Source organism: Micromonospora sp. MA102, assembly GCF_025460765.1.
Taxonomy (GTDB): Bacteria; Actinomycetota; Actinomycetes; order Mycobacteriales; family Micromonosporaceae; genus Micromonospora; species Micromonospora halotolerans.
The window spans coordinates 208831-231228 of the sequence record NZ_JAMWEG010000001.1 but is presented as its reverse complement, the minus strand read 5'-3'; the positions used below and the strand labels follow the sequence as shown (position 1 = coordinate 231228).

22 protein-coding genes, 3 tRNA genes and 2 pseudogenes are annotated in these 22398 nt (G+C 73.7%); 13 read left to right on the top strand and 14 right to left on the bottom strand.

Annotated features, from left to right (window positions below; genetic code table 11):
• Window position 1 precedes the first annotated feature (1 nt).
• From NFX44_RS01120 to NFX44_RS01105, 4 genes are read right to left on the bottom strand one after another with little or no spacing between them, the layout of a single operon-like run.
• A complete protein-coding gene (locus tag NFX44_RS01120; RefSeq protein ID WP_262281568.1) occupies window positions 2-1093 on the bottom strand; it encodes a hypothetical protein in 1092 nt (363 codons plus the stop codon).
• The gene (locus NFX44_RS01115) at window positions 1090-1806 is read right to left on the bottom strand and encodes a DsbA family protein (RefSeq protein WP_262281567.1); all 717 of its coding nucleotides are present in this window, start codon (window positions 1804-1806) and stop codon (window positions 1090-1092) included. The genes NFX44_RS01120 and NFX44_RS01115 overlap by 4 nt, the downstream gene beginning before the upstream one ends.
• Window positions 1799-2320 carry a MauE/DoxX family redox-associated membrane protein gene (locus NFX44_RS01110; protein WP_262281566.1) on the bottom strand — a complete coding sequence of 174 codons (522 nt, stop codon included), beginning with the start codon at window positions 2318-2320 and terminating at the stop codon, window positions 1799-1801. Before NFX44_RS01110 ends, NFX44_RS01115 begins: the two co-directional genes overlap by 8 nt.
• Window positions 2321-2352: 32 nt before the next feature.
• Window positions 2353-2943, bottom strand: coding sequence for a sigma-70 family RNA polymerase sigma factor (locus tag NFX44_RS01105; RefSeq protein WP_262281565.1), 591 nt, complete (start codon window positions 2941-2943; stop codon window positions 2353-2355).
• 281 nt (window positions 2944-3224) lie between these two features.
• Here NFX44_RS01105 and NFX44_RS01100 point away from each other — a divergent pair, with 281 nt between their 5' ends.
• The 3 genes and pseudogenes from NFX44_RS01100 to NFX44_RS01090 form a co-directional block, all read left to right on the top strand.
• A complete protein-coding gene (locus tag NFX44_RS01100; protein ID WP_262281564.1) occupies window positions 3225-4910 on the top strand; it encodes a copper resistance CopC/CopD family protein in 1686 nt (561 codons plus the stop codon).
• 17 nt (window positions 4911-4927) lie between these two features.
• The gene (locus NFX44_RS01095) at window positions 4928-5659 is read left to right on the top strand and encodes a YcnI family protein (RefSeq protein WP_262281563.1); all 732 of its coding nucleotides are present in this window, start codon (window positions 4928-4930) and stop codon (window positions 5657-5659) included.
• 708 nt (window positions 5660-6367) lie between these two features.
• Window positions 6368-6658 (top strand): annotated as a pseudogene (locus NFX44_RS01090) (hypothetical protein); the annotation flags it as partial.
• Between the two features lie 278 nt (window positions 6659-6936).
• Here NFX44_RS01090 and NFX44_RS01085 read toward each other — a convergent pair.
• On the bottom strand, window positions 6937-8208 hold the full coding sequence (locus NFX44_RS01085) for a glycosyltransferase family 87 protein (protein ID WP_262281562.1): 1272 nt from the start codon (window positions 8206-8208) through the stop codon (window positions 6937-6939).
• A 68-nt stretch (window positions 8209-8276) separates the two neighbouring features.
• On the opposite strand from NFX44_RS01085, the gene orn reads away from it, so the two are divergent.
• Together orn and NFX44_RS01075 are read left to right on the top strand one after the other, a co-directional pair.
• On the top strand, window positions 8277-8873 hold the full coding sequence (gene orn / locus NFX44_RS01080; RefSeq protein ID WP_262281561.1) for an oligoribonuclease: 597 nt from the start codon (window positions 8277-8279) through the stop codon (window positions 8871-8873).
• A gap of 101 nt (window positions 8874-8974) precedes the next feature.
• Window positions 8975-9050 (top strand) — tRNA-His (locus NFX44_RS01075).
• Between the two features lie 106 nt (window positions 9051-9156).
• Here NFX44_RS01075 and NFX44_RS01070 read toward each other — a convergent pair.
• Both NFX44_RS01070 and NFX44_RS01065 read right to left on the bottom strand, forming a co-directional pair.
• The gene (locus NFX44_RS01070) at window positions 9157-10461 is read right to left on the bottom strand and encodes an Ig-like domain-containing protein (protein ID WP_262281560.1); all 1305 of its coding nucleotides are present in this window, start codon (window positions 10459-10461) and stop codon (window positions 9157-9159) included.
• Between the two features lie 212 nt (window positions 10462-10673).
• Window positions 10674-11939, bottom strand: coding sequence for an Ig-like domain-containing protein (locus NFX44_RS01065; RefSeq protein ID WP_262281559.1), 1266 nt, complete (start codon window positions 11937-11939; stop codon window positions 10674-10676).
• Between the two features lie 187 nt (window positions 11940-12126).
• Here NFX44_RS01065 and NFX44_RS01060 point away from each other — a divergent pair.
• The 4 genes from NFX44_RS01060 to NFX44_RS01045 all read left to right on the top strand — a co-directional run bounded on the left by NFX44_RS01060 (window position 12127) and on the right by NFX44_RS01045 (window position 14317).
• A tRNA-Lys gene (locus tag NFX44_RS01060) sits at window positions 12127-12199 on the top strand.
• Between the two features lie 143 nt (window positions 12200-12342).
• Window positions 12343-12415 (top strand) — tRNA-Lys (locus NFX44_RS01055).
• 164 nt (window positions 12416-12579) lie between these two features.
• Window positions 12580-13461: an LPXTG cell wall anchor domain-containing protein gene (locus NFX44_RS01050; protein WP_262281558.1), complete on the top strand. Its 882-nt coding sequence runs from the start codon at window positions 12580-12582 to the stop codon at window positions 13459-13461.
• A 115-nt stretch (window positions 13462-13576) separates the two neighbouring features.
• Window positions 13577-14317 carry a Clp protease N-terminal domain-containing protein gene (locus NFX44_RS01045; RefSeq protein WP_262281557.1) on the top strand — a complete coding sequence of 247 codons (741 nt, stop codon included), beginning with the start codon at window positions 13577-13579 and terminating at the stop codon, window positions 14315-14317.
• 68 nt (window positions 14318-14385) lie between these two features.
• On the opposite strand, the gene NFX44_RS01040 is transcribed toward NFX44_RS01045, so the two are convergent.
• Entirely contained in the window at window positions 14386-14901 is a 516-nt protein-coding gene (locus NFX44_RS01040) for a hypothetical protein (protein ID WP_262281556.1), read from the bottom strand.
• 148 nt (window positions 14902-15049) lie between these two features.
• Here NFX44_RS01040 and NFX44_RS01035 point away from each other — a divergent pair, with 148 nt between their 5' ends.
• Both NFX44_RS01035 and NFX44_RS01030 read left to right on the top strand, forming a co-directional pair.
• Entirely contained in the window at window positions 15050-15484 is a 435-nt protein-coding gene (locus tag NFX44_RS01035) for a helix-turn-helix domain-containing protein (protein ID WP_262281555.1), read from the top strand.
• A pseudogene (locus tag NFX44_RS01030) lies at window positions 15436-16281 on the top strand (RNA-guided endonuclease InsQ/TnpB family protein). The gene NFX44_RS01035 and the pseudogene NFX44_RS01030 overlap by 49 nt, the downstream one beginning before the upstream one ends.
• Window positions 16282-16331: 50 nt before the next feature.
• Here the strand turns inward: NFX44_RS01030 and NFX44_RS01025 are convergent.
• On the bottom strand, window positions 16332-16517 hold the full coding sequence (locus NFX44_RS01025; protein ID WP_262281554.1) for a DNA repair protein: 186 nt from the start codon (window positions 16515-16517) through the stop codon (window positions 16332-16334).
• Window positions 16518-16697: 180 nt separating this feature from the next.
• On the opposite strand from NFX44_RS01025, the gene NFX44_RS01020 reads away from it, so the two are divergent.
• Window positions 16698-17363: a GNAT family N-acetyltransferase gene (locus NFX44_RS01020; protein WP_262281553.1), complete on the top strand. Its 666-nt coding sequence runs from the start codon at window positions 16698-16700 to the stop codon at window positions 17361-17363.
• Between the two features lie 180 nt (window positions 17364-17543).
• Here the strand turns inward: NFX44_RS01020 and NFX44_RS01015 are convergent, their stop codons facing one another.
• From NFX44_RS01015 to NFX44_RS01005, 3 genes are read right to left on the bottom strand one after another with little or no spacing between them, the layout of a single operon-like run.
• Window positions 17544-18251 (bottom strand): TetR/AcrR family transcriptional regulator, encoded by a 708-nt coding sequence (locus NFX44_RS01015; RefSeq protein WP_262281552.1) that lies wholly within the window; start codon window positions 18249-18251, stop codon window positions 17544-17546.
• Entirely contained in the window at window positions 18184-18684 is a 501-nt protein-coding gene (locus NFX44_RS01010; RefSeq protein ID WP_262281551.1) for a thiol-disulfide oxidoreductase DCC family protein, read from the bottom strand. Before NFX44_RS01010 ends, NFX44_RS01015 begins: the two co-directional genes overlap by 68 nt.
• On the bottom strand, window positions 18681-19160 hold the full coding sequence (locus NFX44_RS01005) for a hypothetical protein (RefSeq protein ID WP_262281550.1): 480 nt from the start codon (window positions 19158-19160) through the stop codon (window positions 18681-18683). The genes NFX44_RS01010 and NFX44_RS01005 overlap by 4 nt, the downstream gene beginning before the upstream one ends.
• Window positions 19161-19297: 137 nt before the next feature.
• Here NFX44_RS01005 and NFX44_RS01000 point away from each other — a divergent pair, with 137 nt between their 5' ends.
• Window positions 19298-19660, top strand: a complete 363-nt coding sequence (locus tag NFX44_RS01000) for an STAS domain-containing protein (RefSeq protein ID WP_262281549.1) — start codon at window positions 19298-19300, stop codon at window positions 19658-19660.
• Window positions 19661-19666: 6 nt separating this feature from the next.
• Here NFX44_RS01000 and NFX44_RS00995 read toward each other — a convergent pair whose 3' ends face one another.
• Both NFX44_RS00995 and NFX44_RS00990 read right to left on the bottom strand, forming a co-directional pair.
• Entirely contained in the window at window positions 19667-20863 is a 1197-nt protein-coding gene (locus NFX44_RS00995; protein WP_262281548.1) for a PP2C family protein-serine/threonine phosphatase, read from the bottom strand.
• Window positions 20864-20900: 37 nt separating this feature from the next.
• Complete coding sequence (locus tag NFX44_RS00990; RefSeq protein ID WP_262281547.1) at window positions 20901-22352, bottom strand: glycoside hydrolase family 3 N-terminal domain-containing protein; 1452 nt, start codon at window positions 22350-22352, stop codon at window positions 20901-20903.
• Window positions 22353-22398: the final 46 nt, after the last annotated feature.

Here is a 22398-nt window from a genome sequence, read left to right as displayed (position 1 = left end):
GTCAGCGCGCGGCGGGCGCCGCGGGCGTGACGCGGGCGGCCCGGGAGGCGGTGCGCAGGCGCAGGAGGCCGGCGGCGACCGCGCCGACGCCGGTGGCCAGGGCCACGGTGACCAGCACCCGGGCGAGGGTGGGCGGGCCGGCGACCGGGGCCACCGAGCGGGACAGGACGGCCAGGTTCGAGACGCCGGCGAACAGGGTCAGGCAGGCGCCGGCCAGGGCCAGCGCGAAGTCGGCGGCCGGGCGGCGGGCCAGCGCGTAGCCGCCGGCCGTGAGCGCGCCGAGCCCGGTGAGCAGTGTCCACGTCTGCCCGGTGAGCAGGTCGAGCAGCATCCCGCCGGCGCCGGCGGCGCCGGCGTCCACGGCCTTGCCGACGGTGAGCGCCACGGTCGCGGCACCGCCCAGGGCGAGCAGCGCGCCCACCCCGCGCAGCGCGCGGACGCCGGTGGCGGTGCCGGCCGGGACCAGGCCGGCCGCGCCGATCACCAGGAAGCCGAGGGTGGCGGCCACCCACCAGGGGTACGCGTCGGGCGGCGGCACCCAGTCCAGGGTGCCGTGCACCTCGACGGTGCCGGTGCCGGCGCGCAGCGGCACCACCCAGTCGCGGACCCGCTGCTCCCGGTCGGGGGCGGCGGCCACCTGGACCGGCGGGTCGGACTCCAGCCAGAGCGTCCGCTGGTCGTGCCAGCGGGCCGTCGGCCCGTCGGCGATCCGCCGCCAGACCGGGGCGGCGGCCGGGTCGGCCTCCGGCGGGAGCTGGGTGTCCCCGGCGAGGGTGCGGTTGAGGTAGGTGGCGGGGGAGCGGCTGTTCTCGTACACGCCGCCGGGCCCGATCCGCAGGTACGGCTCGCCGGAGTAGCCGAGCACCTGGACGTCGGCCGCGGTGCGGTTGGTCAGTTCGAGGCGGGCGCCGGCCTCGACCATCCGGGCGGTGAGCCCGGGCCGGGCCGGAGCGATGCCGGTGACCTCGGCCCGGTAGTCGGTGCCGTCTGGGGCGTCCGCGCCGTGCGCGGCGGCGGGGGTGGCGAGGGCGAGGAGGGTGGTGAGCGCGGCGGTGACCACCAGAGCGGCCCGCCGCAGCGGCGCGGGGATCACTTGCCGGCCGCCTCCACGGCCGCCCTGATCCCCTCCGGGCTGCGGTCCGTGACGTCCTTGCCGTCGACGCGGATGGTCGGGGTGCCGGTCACGCCGGACTTGCTGGCGTCGTCGGTGACGTGCTCGGTCCACGCCTTGTATTTTCCGTCCTTCACGCAGGAGCCGAAGTCGTCGCGGTCGAGCCCGACGCCGGCGCCGATGTCGATCAGCTCGTCGTCGCTGAGCCCGGCGCTGCCCTCGGCCGGCTGCCGGGCGAAGAGCTGGTCGGTGAACTCCTTGAACTTGCCGCCCTGTGCGGCGCAGCCGGCGGCGGCCGAGGAGCGGGTGGAGTATTCGGTGGTGGAGAAGCGGTTGAGGAAGGCCACCGGGTGGAAGTTCACCCGGATCTTGTCCTCGTTGATCAACTGGTTGATCGTCTCGCCGCTGGTCTGCTGGAACTGCTTGCAGACCGGGCAGAGGTAGTCCTCGTAGAGGTCGACGGGGACCGGGCCCTGGCCGAGGACGATGGCGGTGCCGGGCGGGTTGGCGCCGGGCGGGGTGGTGAACGTGTCCGACTTCTGGCTGGAGTAGACCGTCCAGCCGATCAGACCGGCGATCACCAGCACCACCACCGCGGCGACGGAGGTCCAGATCGTGCGGGTGCGCCGCTTCTCCCGGGCGATCTGGGCGCGGACCACCTGGGCGGCGTTCTTCCGTCCCTTGCGACTACTCATCGTCGACCTCCACGGTGTCGCCCGCCAGCCAGCCGTCCACGGAGAACGGGGTGCGGGGCCAGGTCAGCAGGAACCCGGCCAGTACCAGGAATCCCAGGTCCCGGAGGATCTCCGGGAGGTAGCTCGGTGCCTGGCCGGCGGCGAGTTGCCCGCCGCTGCCGAAGCATCCGCAGTCGATGGCCAGGCCACGGGACCAGGCGGAGGTGATGCCGGCGATGAAGACGACGAGCAGCGCTGCGGAGACGCCGGCGGCGAGCCGGGTGGCCAGCCCGAGCAGCAGGAGCACGCCGAGGGCCAGCTCGACGAAGGGCAGCGCGGCGCCGATCACGGTGGCCAGGTCGTACGGCATCACCTGGTAGGCGTTGACCGCCCGGCCGGAGGCGGCCAGGTCGCCGACCTTGGCGGCGCCGGCGACCAACCAGACGGCGGCCAGGCCGAGGCGGGCCGCGATGCCGAGCCAGGGCCGTACGGCGGGCCAGCGGGAGGCCCGGGTGGGTGGTGCGGTCACGGTCATTGGTCGTCCCGTTTCCGAGGAAAGTTCCATGATCAGCCGGTCAACGCGTCGCCGGCGGCCTTGACCAGGTCGTCGCGGGCCCGGGCGACGCGGGAGCGGATGGTGCCCACGGGCACCCCCTCCACCGCGGCGGCCTCGGCGTACGACAGGCCGAGCAGCTGGGTGAGCACGAACGCGGAGCGCCGTTCGGCGGGGAGCCGGCGGACCAGGTCGGTGGCGCCGAGCTGCCCGGCCGGGTCCGGGTGGGGCCGGTCGGTGGCCGCGTGCGCGGCGAGCCGCGCGTCCAGCCGCCGGCGGCGGATCACGGTGCGGAGGTGGTCGGCGCAGGTCCGGCGGGCGATGCCGAGCAGCCAGGTGCGCGCGGTGGACCGCCCCTCGAAGGCGGGCAGCGCCCGGAACGCGCGCAGGTACGTCTCCTGGGTCAGGTCGTCCGCGCTGTCCGGGTCGACCAGGGCGGCGGCGAAGCGCCACACCTCGGCCTGGGTGGCCCGGACGAAGGCGGCCTGGGCCACCGGGTCACCCGCCCGGGCGGCCAGTGCCCAGTCGGTCGCGGCGTCCCGCGCAGCCTCGCGTTCCGGCGCCGCGGGGCGGCCGGCGGAGGTGTCGCGCGGGGCGGGGATCACGACAGACGAGGTTACGCGGCGTACCTGTGCCGGACAGGGTCCTTCGGCCCATTACGTGGTCCCGCCCACGCCGGGAACTTTTCCCACCCGCCCGCCGACTACCCGATCATGACGTGCGACGACGTACGCGTGGCGCTTCCCGGCCGGCCGGGCGGGGAGGAGCCGTGGGCTCGGGCCCGGCGGCTCCGGGTGGCGGAGCTCCGGCCGCGTACGGCGCCGGCGCCGGGGCGCGGATGAGGTCGGGTCGCCGGGGGCCGCACGGTTCGGGAAGCATGATGGTCATGACTGCTGCCGTACGCCGCCGCCCCGTGGCCGTCGCCGACCGTCCGTGGGCCGCCCGGCTGGGGACCGCCGCCGGACTGCTGGTCACCCTCGTCGCCCTGCTGCTGGCCCCGGCCACCCCGGCCAGCGCCCACGCGGTGCTGGTGAGCAGCAGCCCCGCCGCCGCGGCCGTGGTGTCCAGCGCGCCCGCCGAAGTGGTGATCACCTTCAGCGAGGGGGTCCGCAAGGTCCCCGACAAGATCCGGGTGATCGCGCCCGACGGCTCCCGGGCCGACCGGGGCGAGCCCACCTTCAAGGGCGCGGTGGTCACCATCCCGGTGGACCCGTCCGGCGCGCGCGGCACCTACCTGGTCAGCTACCGGGTGATCTCGGCCGACAGTCACCCGGTCTCGGGCGCGTTCACCTATTCGGTCGGCGCGCCGTCCACCCCGCCGACCGACACCGGCACGGACACCCGGGCGAACCCGGTGGTGGGCAACGCGGTCAAGGTGGCGAAGTACCTCGGCTACGTCGGGCTGCTGCTGCTCGTCGGCCCGGCGCTGGTGCTGGCCGCGCTCTGGCCCCGCCGGCTGTCCCGGCGCGGCCCGGCCCGGCTGGCCTGGTCGGCGCTGGGCCTGCTGGCCGTGGCCACGCTCGCCGAGCTGTGGCTCCAGGTCCCCTACACCAACGGCGGCGGCCTGTTCGACGCCACCGGTGCCGGCTTCGGCGACGTGCTGGGCAGCACCTACGGCGCCACGCACCTGGTCCGGCTCGGCCTGCTGGCCGCGGCGGCGTTCCTGCTCCGCCCGCTCTTCGCCGGGCCGGTCAGCCGCACCGACGGGCTCATCCTGGCCATCCTCGGCGGGGCCGCGCTGTTCACCTGGTCGCTCGCGGGCCACCCGGCCGCGTCGCCCGCGCCCGCCGTCTCGGTGGTGGTGGACGCCGTGCACCTCGGCAGCATGGCCGTCTGGCTGGGCGGCCTGGTGATGCTCGCGGTCTTCCTGCTGCGCCGGGCCGACGAGCGGGAGCTGGACGCCATCCTGCCGATCTGGTCCCGCTGGGCGGCGCTGGCGGTGGCTGCGCTGCTGCTCGCCGGGACCGTGCAGGGGCTGATCGAGGTGGCAACGCCGAAGGCGCTGGTCGACACCACCTACGGGCAGCTGCTGCTCGCCAAGATCGTGCTGTTCGCGCTGGTGATCGGGGTGGCCGCGTACTCCCGGGCGCTGGTCCGCAAGCGCACCGCCGCGGGCCGTCCGGGGTCCATGCGGCGGGCGGTGGTGGCCGAGCTGGCGATCACCGCGGTGGTGCTCGGCCTCTCGGCGACCCTGGTGCAGACCACCCCGGCCCGGACCGCCTCCGCGACCGTGGCCGGCGCCCCGGACGGCTTCTTCTCCACCACGCTGAGCAGCCCGCTCTACTCGCTGCAGGTCGAGCTGGACCCGGCCGAGAGCGGCAGCAACTCGCTGCACCTCTACGCGTACACCCCGAAGGACAACCGGCCTCAGCCCGTGCAGGAGTGGAAGGCCACCGCCGCGCTGCCGTCGGCCGGCATCGAGCCGATCACGATCCCGCTGCTTCCGCTGACCGACAACCACGCCTTCGGCGAGATCAACCTGCCGGCGGCGGGGCAGTGGCAGCTCCGCTTCACCGTCCGCACCTCCGACATCGACCAGGCCACGGTGACCGCCACCGTGCCTGTCAGGTAACCGAAAGGCTCGCCCACATGACCCGTCTCCGGCGTCCCGCAACCGCCGCCGCGCTCACCCTCGCCGCCGTGGCCACGGCCGTGCTCGGCCTGGCCGGGCCGGCCTCGGCGCACGTCACCGTCAACCCGAAGGAGGCCACGCAGGGCAGCTACGGCCGCTTCGCCTTCCGGGTGCCGAACGAGAGCGACGCGGCGTCGACCACGAAGGTCGAGGTCAACCTGCCGGAGAACGCCCCGGTCGGCTCGGTCTCCACCATGCCGGTCCCCGGGTGGACGGTCGCGGTGGAGAAGCGCAAGGTCGACCCGCCCGTCGAGGTGCACGGCAGCCAGCTCACCGAGGCGGTCTCCAAGCTGACCTGGACGGCCGCGCCGAACGGCGGGGTCAAGCCGGGCGAGTTCCAGGAGTTCCCGGTGTCGATGGGCCCGCTGCCGCAGGTCGACCGGATGGTGTTCAAGGTGCTCCAGACCTACTCGGACGGCAACGTCTCGCGCTGGATCGAGGAGCCCACGCCGGGCGGGGAGGAGCCGGAGAACCCGGCGCCGGTGCTCACCCTGGCCGCCGCCTCGGCGTCCGCCTCGCCGGTCGCGAGCGCCCCGGCGGCCGCCGCTGCCGACGACGACGATGACGACGCCGACACCGGCGCGGCCACCGCGTTCGGCGTGGCCGGTCTGGTCGCCGGCCTGGCCGGCCTGATCCTCGGCGGGCTGGCCTTCCTGCGTACCCGCCGGGAGCCCACCGCGAAGTCCTGACCTGCGCCGTCACGCCTGGCCCGTCGACCGTTCGGGTCGCGGCGTGGCGTCAGACACGCCGAGCCGGAATGGTCGCAGGATCTTCCGGCGGTCGTTCCGCCGGTCCTTGGGGTGCTTGCCGTGGATATGCGGCGATTCGTCGGTCCGCGTCGGTAATGTCGGCCGGGTACTTCGCTACCGAGGGGGACGACGCGAATGCGTTTCGTGCGCACGATCGCCGGCATGCTGCTGTTGACCGTGGGGCTACCGGCCCTGCTGGCGGGCGCGGGGCTGTGGCTCGCCGCCCGGCACGCCGACCCGGACGGCGGCTTCGGCGCCCGCTTCGAGGCGATCCGCACCCCCGCCCGGGCGGTCGTGGTGACCGACGTGGACGCCCTGCTCCGCGCCGACGCGCCGGTCGCCCGGGCCGGGCAGGCCCGGCTCCGGCTCACCGCGCGGACCGCCGACGGTCCCGCCTTCCTCGGCCTCGCCCCGACCGACCAGGTGCGACGGTGGCTGGCCGACGTCCCGCACACCACCGTGCGCCGGGTGGCGCTGTCCCGGGGGCCGTTGCCGGTCCGCCTGGACCCGCCCACGGCCGGCACCGCGGCCGCCGTCCCGCTCGGCCAGGACCTCTGGGTACGCGAGGGCGTCGGCGCGCTGGAGTGGACCCCGGGCGAGCTGGCCGGCCGGTCCCTGAGCCTGGTGGTGATGCGGCCGGACGGGCGGGCCGACCTGGCCCTGGACCTGCGTGCCGAGCTGCGCGCCGGCTGGTTTCCCGGCGTGGCCTGGGCGCTGCTGGCCGGCGGGACGCTGCTGGTGGTGCTCGCCGTGCTGATGCTGCTGCGCCCGGTCCGCCCGCGCGAGGTGGTCTTCGTGGTCGAGCCGGACCAGGTTCCGGTGCTGGCCGGCCGGCTGGGCGTCAGCTCGCTCAGCGGGCTGGGCCAGCGGGCCGAGCCGTCCACCCTGCCCGACCGGCAGCTGGTCTCGGTCGGGTCGGTGCCCGCCGAGCGGTCCCGCGCGGCCATCGGCCCGGTGCCGAGCCGGCGGCCCGAGAGCCTGGCCGACCTGCCGGCCGACCCGGACTGGTCATGGCCCCCGGTCACCACCGCCGGGGCGCCGCGCCCGGTCCGGCCGGCCACGCCGGTCGACGAGTGACCCGGCCCCTACGGCGGTGGCCCTCCGCGCTGCCGACGCGGAGGGCCACCATCACCGGGGGATCGGTGCTACCTGGGAGAAACCTGAGGTAGTTGGGACCAGATTAGCGCTGAACGGCGCTTGTCGCGAGATCTGTCCGGTTACTGCCTTTTTCCGACCGGTACGTCGGCCGGCTCGCGCACCGGCCGGCGGCTCGGCAGCACGGCCAGCAGCAGCAGGCTGAGCAGGACGTACGCGTTGCGGACGACGAAGTCCACCGGATCGTCGGTGCGCGCCGGGGCGACGCCCCAGTCCTGGAAGGTGACCACCCCGTAGACGATCACGAAGCCGGTGCCGGCGGCCAGGACGAGCAGCCGGCGTCGCCGGCGGGCACCCTCCACCGTGGCCGGGTCCGCGTCCAGCGCCGCGTCGACAAGCACCACCACCGCCGGGATGAACCAGTACAGGTGGTGGGTCCAGGTGATCGGGCTGACCAGCCCACCGACCAGGCCGGTCAGGGTGAGGCCGGCCAGCGCGTCGCCGGCCCGCGCCGCCCGGGCGGCCCGCCACAGCCCGTACCCGGCGACCAGCAGCGCCAGCAGCAGCCAGGGCAGCTGGCTCGGCTTGTCCGGCGCGGTGATCCGGCTGAGCAGGCCGAACAGCGACTGGTTGCCGGTGTAGTCGGTCCGGCCCACCCGGTCGGTCGCCCACAGCTCGTGGGTCCAGAACCGCCACGAGTCGCGGGGCGCCACCGCCGCCGCGAGCAGCGTCGCCAGCGTCGCGGTCACGGCCGCCACCACGGCGGCCCGCCAGCGCCGGGTGGCCAGCAGGTAGAGCACGAAGATGCCGGGGAAGAGCTTGAGCGCCGTCGCCAGCCCCACGCCCACGCCGGCCCAGCGCCGCCCCTGGGGTACGGCGAACAGCAGGTCGCCCAGGATCAGCACCACCAGCAGCATGTTGATCTGGCCGAAGGTGATCGTCTCCCGGGTGCTCTCCACGGCGAGGACCAGCAGCACGGCCACCGTGACGCTGAACATCTTCGGCAGGCCGTGCCGCCGCACCATGGGCAGCACCAGCCAGCGGGTGGTCACCACCACCCCGATCACGGTGAGCACCGTGAAGATGGCGATGGTGACGCCGAGCCGCGGGAGCGCGAACGGCCACAGCACCAGCCCGGCGAGCGGGGGATAGGTGAAGTACAGCAGGCCCTGGACCCGGTCCGGCTGCACGTAGTCGTAGAGCGGATGGCCGGCCCGCCACCAGTCCATCGCACTCATGTAGATCTTGAGGTCGAGGAAGTTGTGGTTGAGGCCCGGACGGTAGAGCGCCGGCAGCAACGCCGCGAGTGCCACCACCGTGACCAGCCGACGGGCCGTACGCCCGCCCGGATCGTCCTCGGTGACGGCTGGTGGTGCGACGGGTTCGGCTGGCACGGGGAAACCCTAGCGGTCCACCTCGGCCAGGGTGCTTCAGGCGCGGGCGGGTCGGCGGCGCGTAGTCTGTGGCGGTGGCTGATCTTCTCGTCTGGATCGACTGTGAGATGACCGGGTTGGACCTCGGCCGGGACAGGCTGATCGAGGTCGCCGCGCTCGTCACCGATCCCGACCTCAACGTGCTCGGAGAGGGTGTCGACGTGGTCATCCACGCTGACGAGGCGGCGCTGGAGGCGATGCCGGAGATCGTGCGCACCATGCACGGCAAGTCCGGCCTCACCGAGGAGGTGCGCCGCTCCACGGTCACCCTGGCCGAGGCCGAGGACATGGTGCTCGACTACGTGTCCAGCCACGTCAAGGACCCGCGCACCGCCCCGCTGTGCGGCAACTCGATCGCCACCGACCGGGGCTTCATCGCCCGCGACATGCCCCGGCTCGACGCCCACCTGCACTACCGGATGATCGACGTCTCCTCGATCAAGGAGCTGTGCCGGCGCTGGTACCCGCGGGTGTACTTCGGCCAGCCGCAGAAGGGGCTGGCCCACCGGGCGCTGGCCGACATCCGGGAGAGCATCCGGGAGCTGGAGTACTACCGGCGGACGGTCTTCGTGCCGCTGCCCGGCCCGGACGTGGAGACCGCAAAGGCCATCGCCGCCCAGCTCTGAGCCCCGCCGGGCGGCCCGCCCGAACCCGGTGGACGGGGCCGGCCGGGGTGTGGCTATTATTAGTCCGCGCCCCGCCCGGGTCGACCGGCGCGGAGAGCATGGTGGCTGTAGCTCAGTTGGCAGAGCACCGGGTTGTGGTCCCGGTTGTCGTGGGTTCAATTCCCATCAGTCACCCCAGATGACGCGAGCCCCCTCCTCCGGGAGGGGGCTCGCGTCGTTTCCGGTCTGCTGAGCGGGAAACGGCCCCCTCCCGGTGGGAGGAGGCCGTCGGGTTGCCCGCCGGTCAGGGGGTCGGCTCGACGCTCGGCTCGTCGGCGCCGGGGCTGGTGTCGTCGCCCGGCGCGGCCGGCGGCTCGTACGGCACGGCGCTGCCCTTGACGTACTCGTCCCAGCTCATGTTCCAGTCGGTCCAGCCGTTGCCGTTCTGGAGCTTGCGCTCGGTGCCCTTCACGGTGATCGGGTCGCCGATGCGGGTGTTGGCGAAGAGCCAGTTGCCGTCCTTCATCGAGACGTTCACGCAGCCGTGCGACACGTTCGTCCTGCCCTGCACGCCCTCGGACCAGGGCGCCGCGTGGATGAACTCGCCACCCCAGGTGAGCCGTTGGGCGTAGTCGATCTCGGTGCGGTAGCCCTCCTCGGGGCCCAGCTCCTCCATGGTGTCGAAGACGGTGTGGCGGAGCTTCTCGATCACCACCATGGTGCCGCTGGACGACGGGGTGGTCTTCTTGCCGAGGCTCACCAGGATCGTCTTGACCACCTTGCCGTCCTTGGTGACCGTCATCTTCTTGGTGCGGTTGTCCACGGTCATCACGAACGACGGGCCGATCTTGACGTCGACGGTGAGGTCGGAGCGGCCGTACCAGCCGTCGCCGAGCGGCAGCCCACCCGCCTGCACCTTGTAGGTCACCGTGCTGTTGGCCTTCCAGAACGCCTTCGGCCGGTAGCGCACCTCGGTCGGGCTCACCCAGTGCCAGATGCCCTCCTGGGCCGGCTTCGCGGTGACCGTCATCCGGCGCTGCAGGTCGTCGCGGTAGTCCTCCGGGATGGCCCGGCCGAACTTGACGATCAGCGGCATGGCCACCCCGACGACCTGGTTGTCGCCGAGGAAGCTGCTCACCCGGATCTGCTTGCCCGGCTTCGCCATCGTGGTGAAGGTGCTGGTCGCGGTGGCCGGCTTGCCGTCGTCGCCGGTCGCGGTGACGGTGGCCGTGTACGTCTCGCCGTAGGCCAGCGCGCCGTCCGGCAGCCAGCTCTTCCCGTCCTTGGCGAGCTGACCCTCCACGACCTTGCCGGCGGAGTCCTTCAGCTCGACGGTGGTCTCCTGCGCCTCCTTCGTGGTGAAGGTGACGGCGGTGGAGGCCGGGACGTCCTTGGCGTCGGCCGCGGGCTCGGTGATGGTGGCCGCCGCCTTGGGGCCGCTCTCGCCGCCCCCCTGCCAGCTCGACGACTTGTCCCCGTCGTCGCCCCCGCCGCTGGTGCAGCCGGTCAGGGCCATGGCGGCGGCGAGCACCGCGGCCGCGAACACGCGGCGTCGCCCGCCGCGCCGGGCCGCCCCGCCCCGGATCAGCTCGTCCTGGCTAGCTCGCATGTTTCCCTCACAGTCGTGGTCCGGGTCCCATCGTCCTTACAGACGCGCCGGAACGGTTACCCGTTGCCGGAAGTGAACCGAAACACCCCGCCCGCGATGTAACGATTCTGATATCGTGCGGCGCTTTGTCGGGCGGAGTGGTCTCCCCTCCGCCCGAGGGTACGCGGACGAACGACCACCGCCGGTGGCGCATCCGCCCACGTTACGCCTGCTCAGAAGGGCGACCCCTGGCCACCCTCGGGCACCGGCACGGCGCTGCCGGCGACGAACTGCGACCAACTCATGCTCCAGGCCGTCCAGCCGTTGCCCGGCTCCAGCCGCCGCTCGGTGCCCTTCACCGTGATCGGGTCGCCCACCAGCGTCTTGCCGAAGAGCCACCGGCCGTCCGCCATCGAGACGTTGACGCAGCCGTGCGAGACGTTCACCCGGCCCTGCACGCCCTCCGACCAGGGTGCGGCGTGGATGTACTCGCCGCCCCAGGTCAGCCGCTGAGCGAAGTCGATCTTCGTGACGTACTGGTTGTTGGGGTCCGGCTCGTCCCGGGTGTCGAAGACCGTGGACTCCTTCTTCTCCATCACCACCATCGTGCCGCTGGAGGAGGGGGTGCTCTTCTTGCCCAGGCTCACCGGCACGGTGCGGACCACCGACCCGTTCTCGTACACGGTCATCCGCTTGGTCGCGTTGTCGACCTTCATCTCGAACGCGCGCCCGATCTTGGCGGTGGCGCTCCGGTCGACGTTGCCGTAGCGGCCGTTGCTCAGCGGGATCCCGGCCAGCGCGAGTCGGACCGTGATCGTGGTGCCCGGCTTCCAGTACTCCGGCGCCCGGTAGTACGCCTGCGTGCCGTTGTAGACCCAGTGCCAGGCGCCCGGCTGCGGCGGGTCGGTCTGCACGAACATCCGCTTCTGCACCGCGGCGCGGTCCTTCTTCGGGATGCCCGGCGAGAACTCGGCGACCACCGGCATGGCCACCCCGTAGGTCTTGCCGCTGAACATGTAGAGCCCGGAGCCGATCATCGACTTCGGCTTGGCCATCGTGGTGAAGCTGCTGGTGCCCTGCCGGCTCTGGCCGTCCGTGCCGGTGCCCGTGACCGTGGCGGTGTAGCGGGTCCCGTACTTCAGCGGAGCCGACGGCACCCAGGACGAGCCGTCCCGGCGCAGCCGCCCCGCGACGGTCGCACCGTTGGCGGCCGTCAGGACGACCTTCGACACCTTGCCGCCACCCGGGATCCGCGCGCTGATCTCGGTGCTGACCGGGCGCTTGTCGGACCCGTCGGCCGGGTTCACCGTCAGCGCCGGCAGGGCGGGCCGGCTCGGCTCGCCCGTCGCGTCCGGCGACGCGGTCGCCGCCGGGTCGCCCTGCTGCGCGCCGGCCACGAACGCCGGCTTCTTCTGGTCGTCACCGCACCCGGTCAGTGCCAGTGACGCCGTGAGGACCAGGACACCCACCAACGCCCCGGACCGCGCGAACCTGCCCATCCCCACCTCTGTTCTCGCGTGCCTGGCGGACATCGTGCCGCATGAGGGCCCGCGTCCCGCGCCCCTCGACCGGACAGACGCGAACTTTGGGGGCTTTCGCCGGTTAAGCTCGACCGAAGGGTGGAGCCCGGTATCGGATTGGAACCCGGGTCGGCGTGCGTGCTAAGGTTCTTCCCGTTGTCAGCGAGCGCCGCTAGCTCAACTGGCAGAGCAGCGGACTCTTAATCCGCGGGTTCGGGGTTCGAGTCCCTGGCGGCGCACACTTCAGGTCAGGCCCGGTGCAGTGCACCGGGCCTGACCTTTTTCCGCCTGCCAACGCCGGCCGGCACGGGCGGTGGAACGGCGGCGGCCCCTGGCGGGGGCGGGATCGGCGGCGTGTTAACGTTCCTGCCGTTGCCGGCGAGCGCCGCTAGCTCAACTGGCAGAGCAGCGGACTCTTAATCCGCGGGTTCGGGGTTCGAGTCCCTGGCGGCGCACGGTTCACCCAGGCCCGGTCCCTCGCGGACCGGGCCTGATGCATTCCGCCCTCACCTGCCCCGTCGAGATCCTGGGTCGGGGCGGTATGCGGCATTCGCCGGGCGGCGCCGGCGCCAGCGCGTGGGTAGGGTTTCGCGGTCGTCCTGATTACGGGGGTTTTCGCATGACCGCACGTTTCGCCGCCCGCCTCGCCCTGGGGGCTTCCGTCCTCGCCGCCGGCGTCACCGCTCTGCCGGTCGCCGGGAACGCCGCTCCGGCCCCGGACAGCGCCACGCTGGCCGCCGTCACCGAGCGGGATCCGGCCACCGGGCTCAACAAGAGGTACCCGGTCAAGCCCGGTGAGGTGGTGCCCGCTGCGCTCGGTGTGACCAACCTGGGCGACGCTCCGGTGTCGGGTCTCGTGGTCCAGATCCGCGTGCTGGACGACCTGGACCTCGCCGTCAAGCACGACAACTGCTGGTACGCGGTGGACAGCAACCTGGAGGCCGCATGGTGCGAGTTCGACAGCGAGCTGGCGGCGAAGCAGACCCTCGCGATCGTCGGTGACGTGGTGACCGTCAAGGCCGACGCCCGGGCCGGCAAGGTGACGTCGATTGTCTTCCGCTGGTACAGCAGGCAGTGGGTCGACGCCCAGGGTGGCGTCCAGCGGCTCGCCGACGGCGACGCCGGCCAGGGCACCAGCGCGGTACGGGGAAGCGGGGCGGCCCTGACGCTGGCCGAGCGGGAGCTGCCGCTGCCGGAGACGCCGCGGCCGATCAACTTCGCGTACCCGCAGCTGGTCACGCCGCCGACCACCCAGCCGACCGCCACCCCCATGCCCGGAGGGACCCCGAGCGCCACTCCGACGGGCGGCAGCGGGCCGACGGCCGTGCCCACCGGCACCGCGGGCGCTCTGGGTGACGGTGGCACGGGCGGCAACGGCGGCGGTCTTCCGGTGACCGGCGCGAACATCGGTGTCATGGCCGGCGTCGGCGGTGCTCTGCTGCTGCTCGGCGGCGGTGGTTACCTCGTCGCCCGGCGCCGCCGCACCCGCTTCGTCGCCTGACCGCACGTCCTCCGGCGCCCCGGCCCGCACCCGCGGGCCGGGGCGCTTCGCCGTGCAAGGCCAAAATCGTCAACCGGCGGTTGACGATTCGGCGTCGTCAACCTATGGTTGACGCATGACGGACGAGATCGAACCGCTGAAGATGACCCAACCGATACGCCTCGACGAGCTGATCGAGGGCATCAAGAAGGCGCACGGCGACGCGCTGGACCAGCTCACCGACGCCGTCCTGGTCGCCGACCACCTGGGCGACCTCGCCGACCACCTGATCGGGCACTTCGTCGACCAGGCCCGCCGCTCGGGGGCCTCGTGGACGGAGATCGGCCGCAGCATGGGGGTGAGCAAGCAGGCCGCCCAGAAGCGGTCCGCCGCGAAGGCCGAGACGGCGGCGGCCCTCGACCCGAACGCCGGCTTCGGCCGGTTCACCACGCGGGCCCGCAACGTGGTGGTCGCCTCGCAGGAAGAGGCGCGGGCTGCCGGCAACGCCGAGATCACCCCGGGACACGTGGCCCTGGGCCTGCTGGCCGAGCCCGAGGGGTTGGCGGCCGCGCTGATCGTCGCTCGGGGCGTACCCCTGGAGCGGCTGCGGGAGGCGGTCACCGCGACCCTGCCGGCGAAGGCCGACACGGTCCCGGAGCTGATCCCCTACGACGCGCGGGCCAAGAAGGTCCTGGAGCTGACCTTCCGGGAGGCGCTGCGACTGGGCCACAACTACGTGGGCACCGAGCACATCCTGCTGGCCCTGCTCGAGGAGGAGGACGGCGACGGCGTGCTCACCGGGCTCGGGCTCGAGAAGGGGGCCATGGAGTCGGCGGTCGAGGGCGCCCTCGCCGAGATCACCCGCAAGCGGGCCTGACCCGCACCGGGTCCGGAACCGAACCGGCCGGGCACGCGCCACGGGGGCGCGCGCCCGGCCGGTGGCGTTCAGGCGGTGGGGAAGCCGTAGCGGGCGGCGTGCTCCGGGTCGGCCGGGTCGACCTGGCGGATCCCCGCGTCGGCGAGGCGCTTGTTCACCTCGTCGAGCTGCTCGCGGACGAGTCGGGCCTCCTCCTCGGTGACCCGGCCCCGGTGCGGCCTGCCGGCGTGCTCGATGGTGCCGTAGTCGACCTTCTCGGCGGAGCGCCGGGCCTTGGGCGGCTTGACCCGCTCGGCGGTGCGCAGCAGCTGCGCCATCGGCATGTCGGTGGCCATGGCGTCGAACTCGCTGGCGGTCAGCACCACCCGGCGCGGCTCGCCCCCGCCGTGGCGGTCGTGGATCTCCACGACGGCCACGTCCAGGGCCGCGTCGTCGATGCTCTCCACCTCGACCGGGGTGGCGTCGAGTTGCACGGGCCCGGCGACGAGGTCCGGGTGCTCCAGCACGACGACCTTGACCACCTCGTCGTCGGGGCGCAGCACCTGGCCGCTGAAGTCGGAGACGTGGATCGTCTTCTTGCCCATGCGCGGAGCTTCTCCTGTGGTAGCCGGATTCGGACCACAAGACGCTACCGGAATGCGCCACCTGGGCGTGACGACACACCCTTGAGGCTGTTGACGCGCGCGCCAGTTGCTCAACTTTCGGTCGTAGGGTAATGCCAGACTGTCCAATGTGCAGCTCCGGTACAAGTTCCGCGCCTACCCGACGCTCGTGCAGCAGGAAGCGCTGGCTCGGGCATTCGGGTGCGCTCGGGTCGTGTTCAACGACGGGCTGCGCGCACGGCAGCAGGCCCGTGCGGCGGGCGAGGCGTACCTGTCGGACGGCGAGCTGTCGAAGCGGGTCATCACCGAGGCCAAGCGCACTACCGAGCGGAAGTGGCTGGGCGAGGTGTCGGTGGTCGTGCTCCAGCAGGCCCTGGCGGGCCTGAACACTGCCTACCGGAACTTCCTCGCCTCGCTTTCCGGCAAGCGCGAGGGCCGCAAGGTTGCCCCGCCGCGGTTCCGGTCGCGCAAGGACAACCGGCAGGCCATCCGGTTCACCAAGAACTCTCGGTTCGGGTGCTGGACAACGGGCGGCTGCGGCTGCCGAAGATCGGGGACGTGGTAATCCGGTGGTCACGGCCGTTGCCGGTCGAGCCCACGTCAGTAACGGTGATCAAAGACGCCGCCGGTCGATATTTCGTCTCGTTCGTCGTGACCGTCGTCGGCGAGCCGCTGCCGCCGGCCGACACGCAGGTGGGCATCGATCTGGGTTTGACCCACTTCGCGGTTCTGTCCGACGGCACGAAGATCGCGGCGCCGAAGTTCCTGCGCCGGGCCGCCCGCAAGCTGCGCCGGTTGCAGCAGGACCTGTCCCGCAAGCAGCGGGGCGGCAACAACCGCACCAAGGCCGTCGTCAAGGTCGCCAAGGCGCACGCCCGGGTGGCCGACACTCGGCGGGACTAGCAGCACAAGCTCTCCACACGGATCATCCGCGACAACCAAGCGGTGTACGTGGAGGACCTGTGCGTGGTCGGTCTCGGCCGGACCCGGCTGGCGAAGTCCGTGCACGACGCCGGCTGGGCGTCCTTCGTCGGGATGCTGGAGTACAAGGCCGCCCGATACGGGCGAACCTTCGCCAAGACCGATCGGTTTGCGCCCACGTCGCAGACGTGCTCGACGTGCGGCCGTGTCGACGGACCCAAGCCGCTGAACGTGCGGTCGTGGACCTGTCCGTGCGGGGCGGCCCATGACCGGGACGTCAACGCGGCGATCAACGTGCTCGCGGCGGGACGCGCCGAGAGCCTAAACGCCTGTGGAGCGCAGGTAAGACCGGCATCCGTGCCGGCGCAGCGCCGTGAAGCAGGAATCCACCCGGACGCCGCGCGTTCCACGCGCAGCGTGGAGGGAATCTCCGCCTGTTGAGGGTGGAGAGATCGTCAAAGGACAGGTGTGCGAATGGCTCTCGTGAGGTGTCAACGGGCGGTGAGGCCGCGCCGGGGCGAGGCGCCCGCCGGCAGCGCGTTCAGCTCGGCCCAGGACAGCGTCCCGCGGCGAGCCCCCCGGTAGTCGGCCTGCGCCGGGAACCGCCCGGCGGCCTCGACGGCCCGCCAGCGCTGCTCGGCGTCCTGCTGGTACCGGTCATTCGGCTGATTCGGCATGACCATTACCGTCCCAGAGAAACTTGTACATGTATGGAAATGAATATGACGCGGCATCGATGCCTGAGGTTCCCGCCGTCGCCGGTGCTGTGCTGAGGTCGTCTACCCGCCCGCCGGGCATTCCAATCACCCCGGTGGATCCGGCCCGCCGGAGGGCCGCGGTGGGCGTACCATGATCACGTGCTCGACCGGCGGCTGTTCCTGCACCTGGCGACCTGGTTGGGGCAGTGGCCGGCGGGTCCCGGGCTGCACGTGGTCCGCTCGCACCGGCGGGCCCGGCCGGCCTGGGACGGGCGGCTGCGCCCGGCCGTCGCGGTCGCGTCACCGGAGTGCGCGATCCTCTCGGTGCCGCCGGACCGGGCGGGCGTGGTGCGGGACCTGGTCCGGGAGCGGCCCGGCGAACGACTGCTGCCGGCCCTTCCGTCGGCGGTCGGCACGCCCGACTTCATCACCCACGCCGGGCTGTTCCGGTGGAGCACCGCACCGGCGCCGCTGCCGGACGCCGGTGAGTGGGTCGCGCCGACCACGCCCGGGCTGCCGCCCTGGCTGCGGCTGTTCGAGCGGGACGTGCTGGTGGTCCGGGACGCCGACGGGGCGTACCTGGCCGGGGCGGGGATCAAACGGCACGACGCGTACGGGCACGAGCTGGCCGTGGGGACCGCGCCGGCGGCGCGAGGGCGGGGGCTGGCCCGGCGGCTGGTCGCCCAGGCGGCCCGGCGGGTGCTGGACGAGGGAGCGATTCCCACCTATCTGCACAACCACGACAACCGCGCCTCCGCGCGCGTGGCCGAGGCGGCCGGCTTCCCGGACCGGGGCTGGACCTCGTACGGGGTGTTCCCGCGCTGACCGGGGCAGGCGCGGACCGTGGATCCCGGGCCGGATCCACGGTCCGCGGCCTCTCCCCCCAGGTCCCGACCCTGGTAACGCTATGTGTCCGCCGCGTGTCGAGCAAGGGGTGAAGGGCTGCTGACCCCTGTCCGGTTGCGGACTTGACCTGCGGTTCAGCCGATGGGGCGGGCGCGGCGGTCAGTGACGCAGCGTGTGGATCAGGCCGACCACCTGGCGGGTCACGGGGCGCAGCACCCGGAGCCGGGACAGCTTCACCAGCCGGTCGACCAGCGGGACCGCGCCGTCGATGAGCTGGCGGGTCTTGGCCTGGCCGGGGGAGCGGTCGTGCACCCAGTAGAGCACCACGCCCATGTAGCCGAGCCAGAGCAGCTCCGGCAGGGGTTCGCGCAGGTCGGCGTCCACCGTGGCGGTCGAGCCCTCCAGTACCTCGCGGAACAGCGACACCGAGGCGTCCCGCGGGCCGGACGACTCGGTGGAGAACGGGCTGAGCGGCGAGGTCGGTTCGGCAGCCGTCTTGAAGAAGCTGGCGGCGAACGAGTGGTACGGCGTGAGCACGTCGACTCCGGCGTGCAGCACGGCGGCCAGCCGGGCGGCGAAGTCCCGCTCCCGGGCCAGCGCGGGCGCGACCGCCACCCGGTGTTCCCGCTGGGTCTCCGCGTAGAACTCCTGGATCAGGTGTTCCTTGGAGCCGAAGTAGTAGTAGGCGTTGCCCACCGCCACACCGGCCTCCTGGGCGATGGCGCGCATGGTGGTGCGCGCGTACCCCCGCTCGCGGAACAGCCGCAGGGCGGTGTCCAGGATCAGCTGGCGGGTCTGCTCACCCCGGGCCGTCGCCCCGGTGCTCGGGCCACCCGCAGCGGTCGTCGGCGCAGTCTGCTCGGTCATCGTCGTCACCGTATCCCGGGTCCGGGTGTGGTTCCCGGACCAGCTCACGTGCCGCGGAGGCGGTCGTCACCATCCGCCGGGCCAGCGGCAGCAGGTGCGGGCGGGCCAGCCGCTCGGCGGTGCTCCGGTGGTCAACCAGGGCCCAGAGGCAGGCGAACCAGGCGCCGTCGCCCGCGTAGACCGCGCCGGTGTCGGCCACCACGGTCAGGTCCCGCAGCGTGGCGTCGTGGTCGAGCCCGGGGAAGCGCCGCCGGGCCTCCGCCGAACCGGCCGGCACGAACTCCAGGGGTACGAGCTGGGCGCGCGACGCGAGCCACTGCCGGGCGGCCCGGCACAGCGGGCAGTGCGCGTCGTAGAGGACGGTGAACCCGCGGATCCCACCGGCCCCGTGCCCGGTGGGATCCGTCGGGCGCCCGCCCGGGGCGGACGTCATCGTGGCGGGGCCGGCGGCGCCTGCCCGGGCGTGGGTCCGGCCGGCGCCGGTGCGGCCGGGTGGGCCGGCCGGGGGCCGCCCTGCGGCGGGAGGTAGCCGACCGGTGCGAGCGGCGGGTGGGTGGCCGCCTGCTGGCGCAGCCGCCCGCGCCGGTAGCGGCCGAGCGCGAAGACGTTGAAGAAGTGCAGGGCGCCGAGGACCAGCAGCACCCAGCCGACCTTCATGGACAGCTGTTCCAGCGCCTGGCTGGTGGTGCCCACCGGGGCGGCCTCCTTCATGGCCACCGTGACGTAGCCGAGGTTGAGCAGGTAGAAGCCGACCACCAGCAGGCTGTTGACCGCGTCGGCCAGCCGCTTGTCGGCGAAGACGTCCTCCAGGAACACCAGCCCGTTGCGGGCGAGCGACCGGGCCACCCACACGGTCAGCCCGATGCTGACCGCGAGGTAGGCCAGGTACATCCAGACCTTCACGTCCATCCCCGCCGCCTTTCTTGAACGCGTTCAAATCGCTGTCCGGCTGAGCGTACGACAGGTCTTGAACATGTTCAAGTTCGTTGCGGGGCGCTCGGCCGGTATGGTCGCGACGACGTGGAGCGGGAGCGGACGGGCGGGTCATGGAGATCGGTACGCGGGACGCGGGGACGGGACGACTGGTCGTCAGCCCGGTCGGCGACCTCGACATGGCCGCGGCCCCCGCGTTCGACCGGGCGCTCGACGCCGTGCTGGACCGGCCCGACCTCGTGGAGATCCTGGTCGACCTCGGCGCGGTCACGTTCCTCGACTCGACCGGGGTGGCCGCCCTGCTGCGCGGCGCCGCGGAGGCGGTCGGCCGGGGCGCCACCCTCCGGGTGACCGACCCGCGGCCCCCGGTGGCCCGGGTCCTGCGGATCACCGCGGTCGACGTGCTGCTCGGCTGGCCGGGCGGCCGGGACGACGACGGCAGCGCCCTGGAGCCCGGCTGGCGCCGCCTGCGCTGAACCGTCCTACGGCTCCGTCCGGGCCGCCGCCGCGCCGGACCACTCCACCAGCACCATGCTGGCGTCGTCGCGGGAGGCGCTGCCCCGGTACGCGGCCACGGCGTGGCTCAGCCGGCGCAGCGTCTCCGGCCCGGGCAGGTCCGAGCCGATGAGGCGCTCGGCGAGATCGGCGAGCCGGGGCAGCCCGAACATCTCCCCGGCCGCGTCGCGGGCCTCGGTCACCCCGTCGGTGTAGAGCAGCAGCCGGTCGTCCGGCTCCAGCCGGGCCGCACCCGGCTCGCCGCCCGGCAGGTTCAGCCCGAGCGGCGGGCGGCGGCCGCCGGTGAGGGCGCGTACGGCCCGTCCCCGGCGCAGCAGCACCGGGGCGGGGTGCCCGGCGTTGACGTACCCGATCCGTCCGGTGCGGACGTCGATCTCGGCCAGGACGGCGGTCACGAACCGCCCGTCCCGCCACTGGCTCAACAGGGCCGCGTCGACCGCGGCGACCTGCTCGGCCAGCCCGCCGCCGTCGCGCCGGGCGGCGCGCAGCGCGGCGAGCGCGACCGCGGTGGTCAGGGTCGCCGGCAGCCCGTGTCCGACACCGTCCAGCACGGCGAGCGTGAGCCGGCCGCCGTCCAGCGCGTAGTCGAACGCGTCCCCGCCCACCTCGTAGCAGGGCTCCAGGATCGCGTTGACCGCGACGGTGTCGGTGGCGAAGGTGAGCGGGGGGAGCAGTTGCCAGAGCAGCTCGGCCGAGACGGCCATGGGTTCGCTCCGCCGGGCCCGGACCAGGGCGTCGCCGTACGCGGTCTTGCTGGCCAGCAGGTGCCCGATGAGGCCGGCGACGATCCGGCAGCCGTCCCGGACGGCGGGGTCGTCCGGGTCGGTCCCGGCCGGCAGCCGGACCTCCAGCAGGCCCAACCGCTCGGTGCCGTCGACCACCGGCACCCAGAGCCGGCCGTCCTGCCCGGCCCGCGCCCGCACCTCGGTGTAGGCGCGGCCGGGCAGGCTCGTGTCGATCGGCAGCGGATCCGGCAGCGGCCGACCCGGCTCGGGCAGCGGGCGCAGCAGCTCCTGCTCGACGTCCACCACGTACGTGCTGACGGTCACGCCGAGCTCGCGCAACGCCTCCGTCACCGCTGTGGGCAGCGCGTCCGGGGGCACCCGGTGGGACCGGGCCAGCAGGTCGGCCACCGCTCGGTGCCAGGGCTCGACGGCGCTCATCGGGGTGGTGTACCCCGAAAGCGGGCCGCGCAGACCTTCAGCCGGCCAGGCCGAGCACCTGTGCCGCCGCGCGGCCGTTGGCGTGGCTGGCGCCGTACGTGGTCACGAAGGCCCGCGCGCCGGCCGGCCGCCAGCCGCCCGGCCAGCCCATCTCCACCACCGTCACCTGGTGCGTGGCGGCCAGCGCGTCGACCAGTTCCCGCGCACCGGGCAGCCGGTGCAGGTGGCGGCCGACCAGCACGACGGGCCGGTCCCCGGCGAGAGCGCGCAGCTCGTCCGGGTCGGTCTCGCCGGCCACCGCGCGGACCACCTCCGCACCGGCCAGGTGCGGGCCCAGCCCCCACGGGACCCGCCCCTCGGCGATCGTGGAGGTGGCGTGCACCTGCACCACGAGCGGCGCGGTCAGGCCGGTCACGTCGCCCTCGACCCGCACCGCGCGCAGGGCGGCGGCGTAGCCGAGGCCGTCCGGGGTCTCCGCCGCGGCGCCGGCCGCGCCGGTCCAGGCGGCCAGCTCGGCGGCCCGGCCGGCGGCCTCCTCGACGCGGGCCCGGTCCAGCCGGCCGTCGGCGAGCGCGGCGACGATCTCCTCGACGACGTGCTCCACCAGGCCGGCGTCGACCTTCGCGCCGATGCAGAGCAGGTCCGCCCCGGCGGCCAGGGCGCGGACCGCGGCCGGCCCCACCCCGCCGGCGGCCAGCGCCGCGCCCTTCATCTCCAGCGCGTCGGTGATCACCGCGCCGGTGAAGCCGTACTCGGTGCGCAGCAGGTCGACCAGGACCGCCCGGCTGAACGTGGCCGGACCGTCGCCGGTGAGCGCGGGCACCCGGATGTGCGCGGTCATGACGGTGCGTACCCCGGCGTCGACCACCGCGGCGAACGGCGGCAGGTCCCGCTCGCGCAGCACGGCGGGCGGCACGTCGACGGTCGGCAGCTCGTGGTGGGAGTCGGCGACCGTCGCGCCGTGCCCGGGGAAGTGCTTGGCGCAGGCCGCCACCCCGACGGACTGGAGGCCGACGACCGCGGCGGCCGAGTGGACGGCCACCCGGACCGGGTCGGCGCCGAACGAGCGGGTGCCGATCACCGGGTTCTCGTCGGCGGTGTTCACGTCGACGGTCGGGGCGAGGTCCAGGTTGATGCCGAGGGCGGCCAGCTCCGCGCCGATGGCCGCGTACACCTGGCGGGTCAGGGTCGGGTCGTCGACCGCGCCGAGGGCGGCGTTGCCCGGGTACGGGCTGCCGGTGGCGTGGGCCAGCCGGGTGACGTCCCCGCCCTCCTCGTCGATCGCGATGAGCACGTCCGGGCGGCCGGCGCGCAGCGCCGCGGTGGTCGCCGCCACCTGGGCCGGGTCGTGGATGTTGGTGCCGAACAGGGTGTGCCCGGCGAGCCCGTCGGCGAGCAGGTCGACCGCCCAGTCGGGCGGGACCGGGCCGGGGTACGCCGCCAGCAGGGTGCCCAGCGCGAGCCGACGGAGTCCTTGATCCAACCCCACGAGTATCCCCTTTCCCTGCCGGGTCGTCCGACGGCCCCGGATCGGG

Bases quoted from the DNA above. Each gene is read 5' to 3' on its own strand.
- NFX44_RS01000 (WP_262281549.1), top strand. From the start codon at position 19,298: ATGGAGATCGGTACGCGGGACGCGGGGACGGGACGACTGGTCGTCAGC.
- NFX44_RS01100 (WP_262281564.1), top strand. From the start codon at position 3,225: ATGACTGCTGCCGTACGCCGCCGCCCCGTGGCCGTCGCCGACCGTCCG.
- NFX44_RS01045 (WP_262281557.1), top strand. From the start codon at position 13,577: ATGACGGACGAGATCGAACCGCTGAAGATGACCCAACCGATACGCCTC.
- NFX44_RS01115 (WP_262281567.1), bottom strand. From the start codon at position 1,806: ATGAGTAGTCGCAAGGGACGGAAGAACGCCGCCCAGGTGGTCCGCGCC.
- NFX44_RS01040 (WP_262281556.1), bottom strand. From the start codon at position 14,901: ATGGGCAAGAAGACGATCCACGTCTCCGACTTCAGCGGCCAGGTGCTG.
- NFX44_RS01005 (WP_262281550.1), bottom strand. From the start codon at position 19,160: ATGGACGTGAAGGTCTGGATGTACCTGGCCTACCTCGCGGTCAGCATC.
- NFX44_RS01025 (WP_262281554.1), bottom strand. From the start codon at position 16,517: ATGCCGAATCAGCCGAATGACCGGTACCAGCAGGACGCCGAGCAGCGC.
- NFX44_RS01015 (WP_262281552.1), bottom strand. From the start codon at position 18,251: ATGACCGAGCAGACTGCGCCGACGACCGCTGCGGGTGGCCCGAGCACC.
- NFX44_RS01065 (WP_262281559.1), bottom strand. From the start codon at position 11,939: ATGGGCAGGTTCGCGCGGTCCGGGGCGTTGGTGGGTGTCCTGGTCCTC.
- NFX44_RS00995 (WP_262281548.1), bottom strand. From the start codon at position 20,863: ATGAGCGCCGTCGAGCCCTGGCACCGAGCGGTGGCCGACCTGCTGGCC.
- NFX44_RS01050 (WP_262281558.1), top strand. From the start codon at position 12,580: ATGACCGCACGTTTCGCCGCCCGCCTCGCCCTGGGGGCTTCCGTCCTC.
- NFX44_RS01110 (WP_262281566.1), bottom strand. From the start codon at position 2,320: ATGACCGTGACCGCACCACCCACCCGGGCCTCCCGCTGGCCCGCCGTA.
- NFX44_RS01095 (WP_262281563.1), top strand. From the start codon at position 4,928: ATGACCCGTCTCCGGCGTCCCGCAACCGCCGCCGCGCTCACCCTCGCC.
- NFX44_RS01070 (WP_262281560.1), bottom strand. From the start codon at position 10,461: ATGCGAGCTAGCCAGGACGAGCTGATCCGGGGCGGGGCGGCCCGGCGC.
- NFX44_RS01010 (WP_262281551.1), bottom strand. From the start codon at position 18,684: ATGACGTCCGCCCCGGGCGGGCGCCCGACGGATCCCACCGGGCACGGG.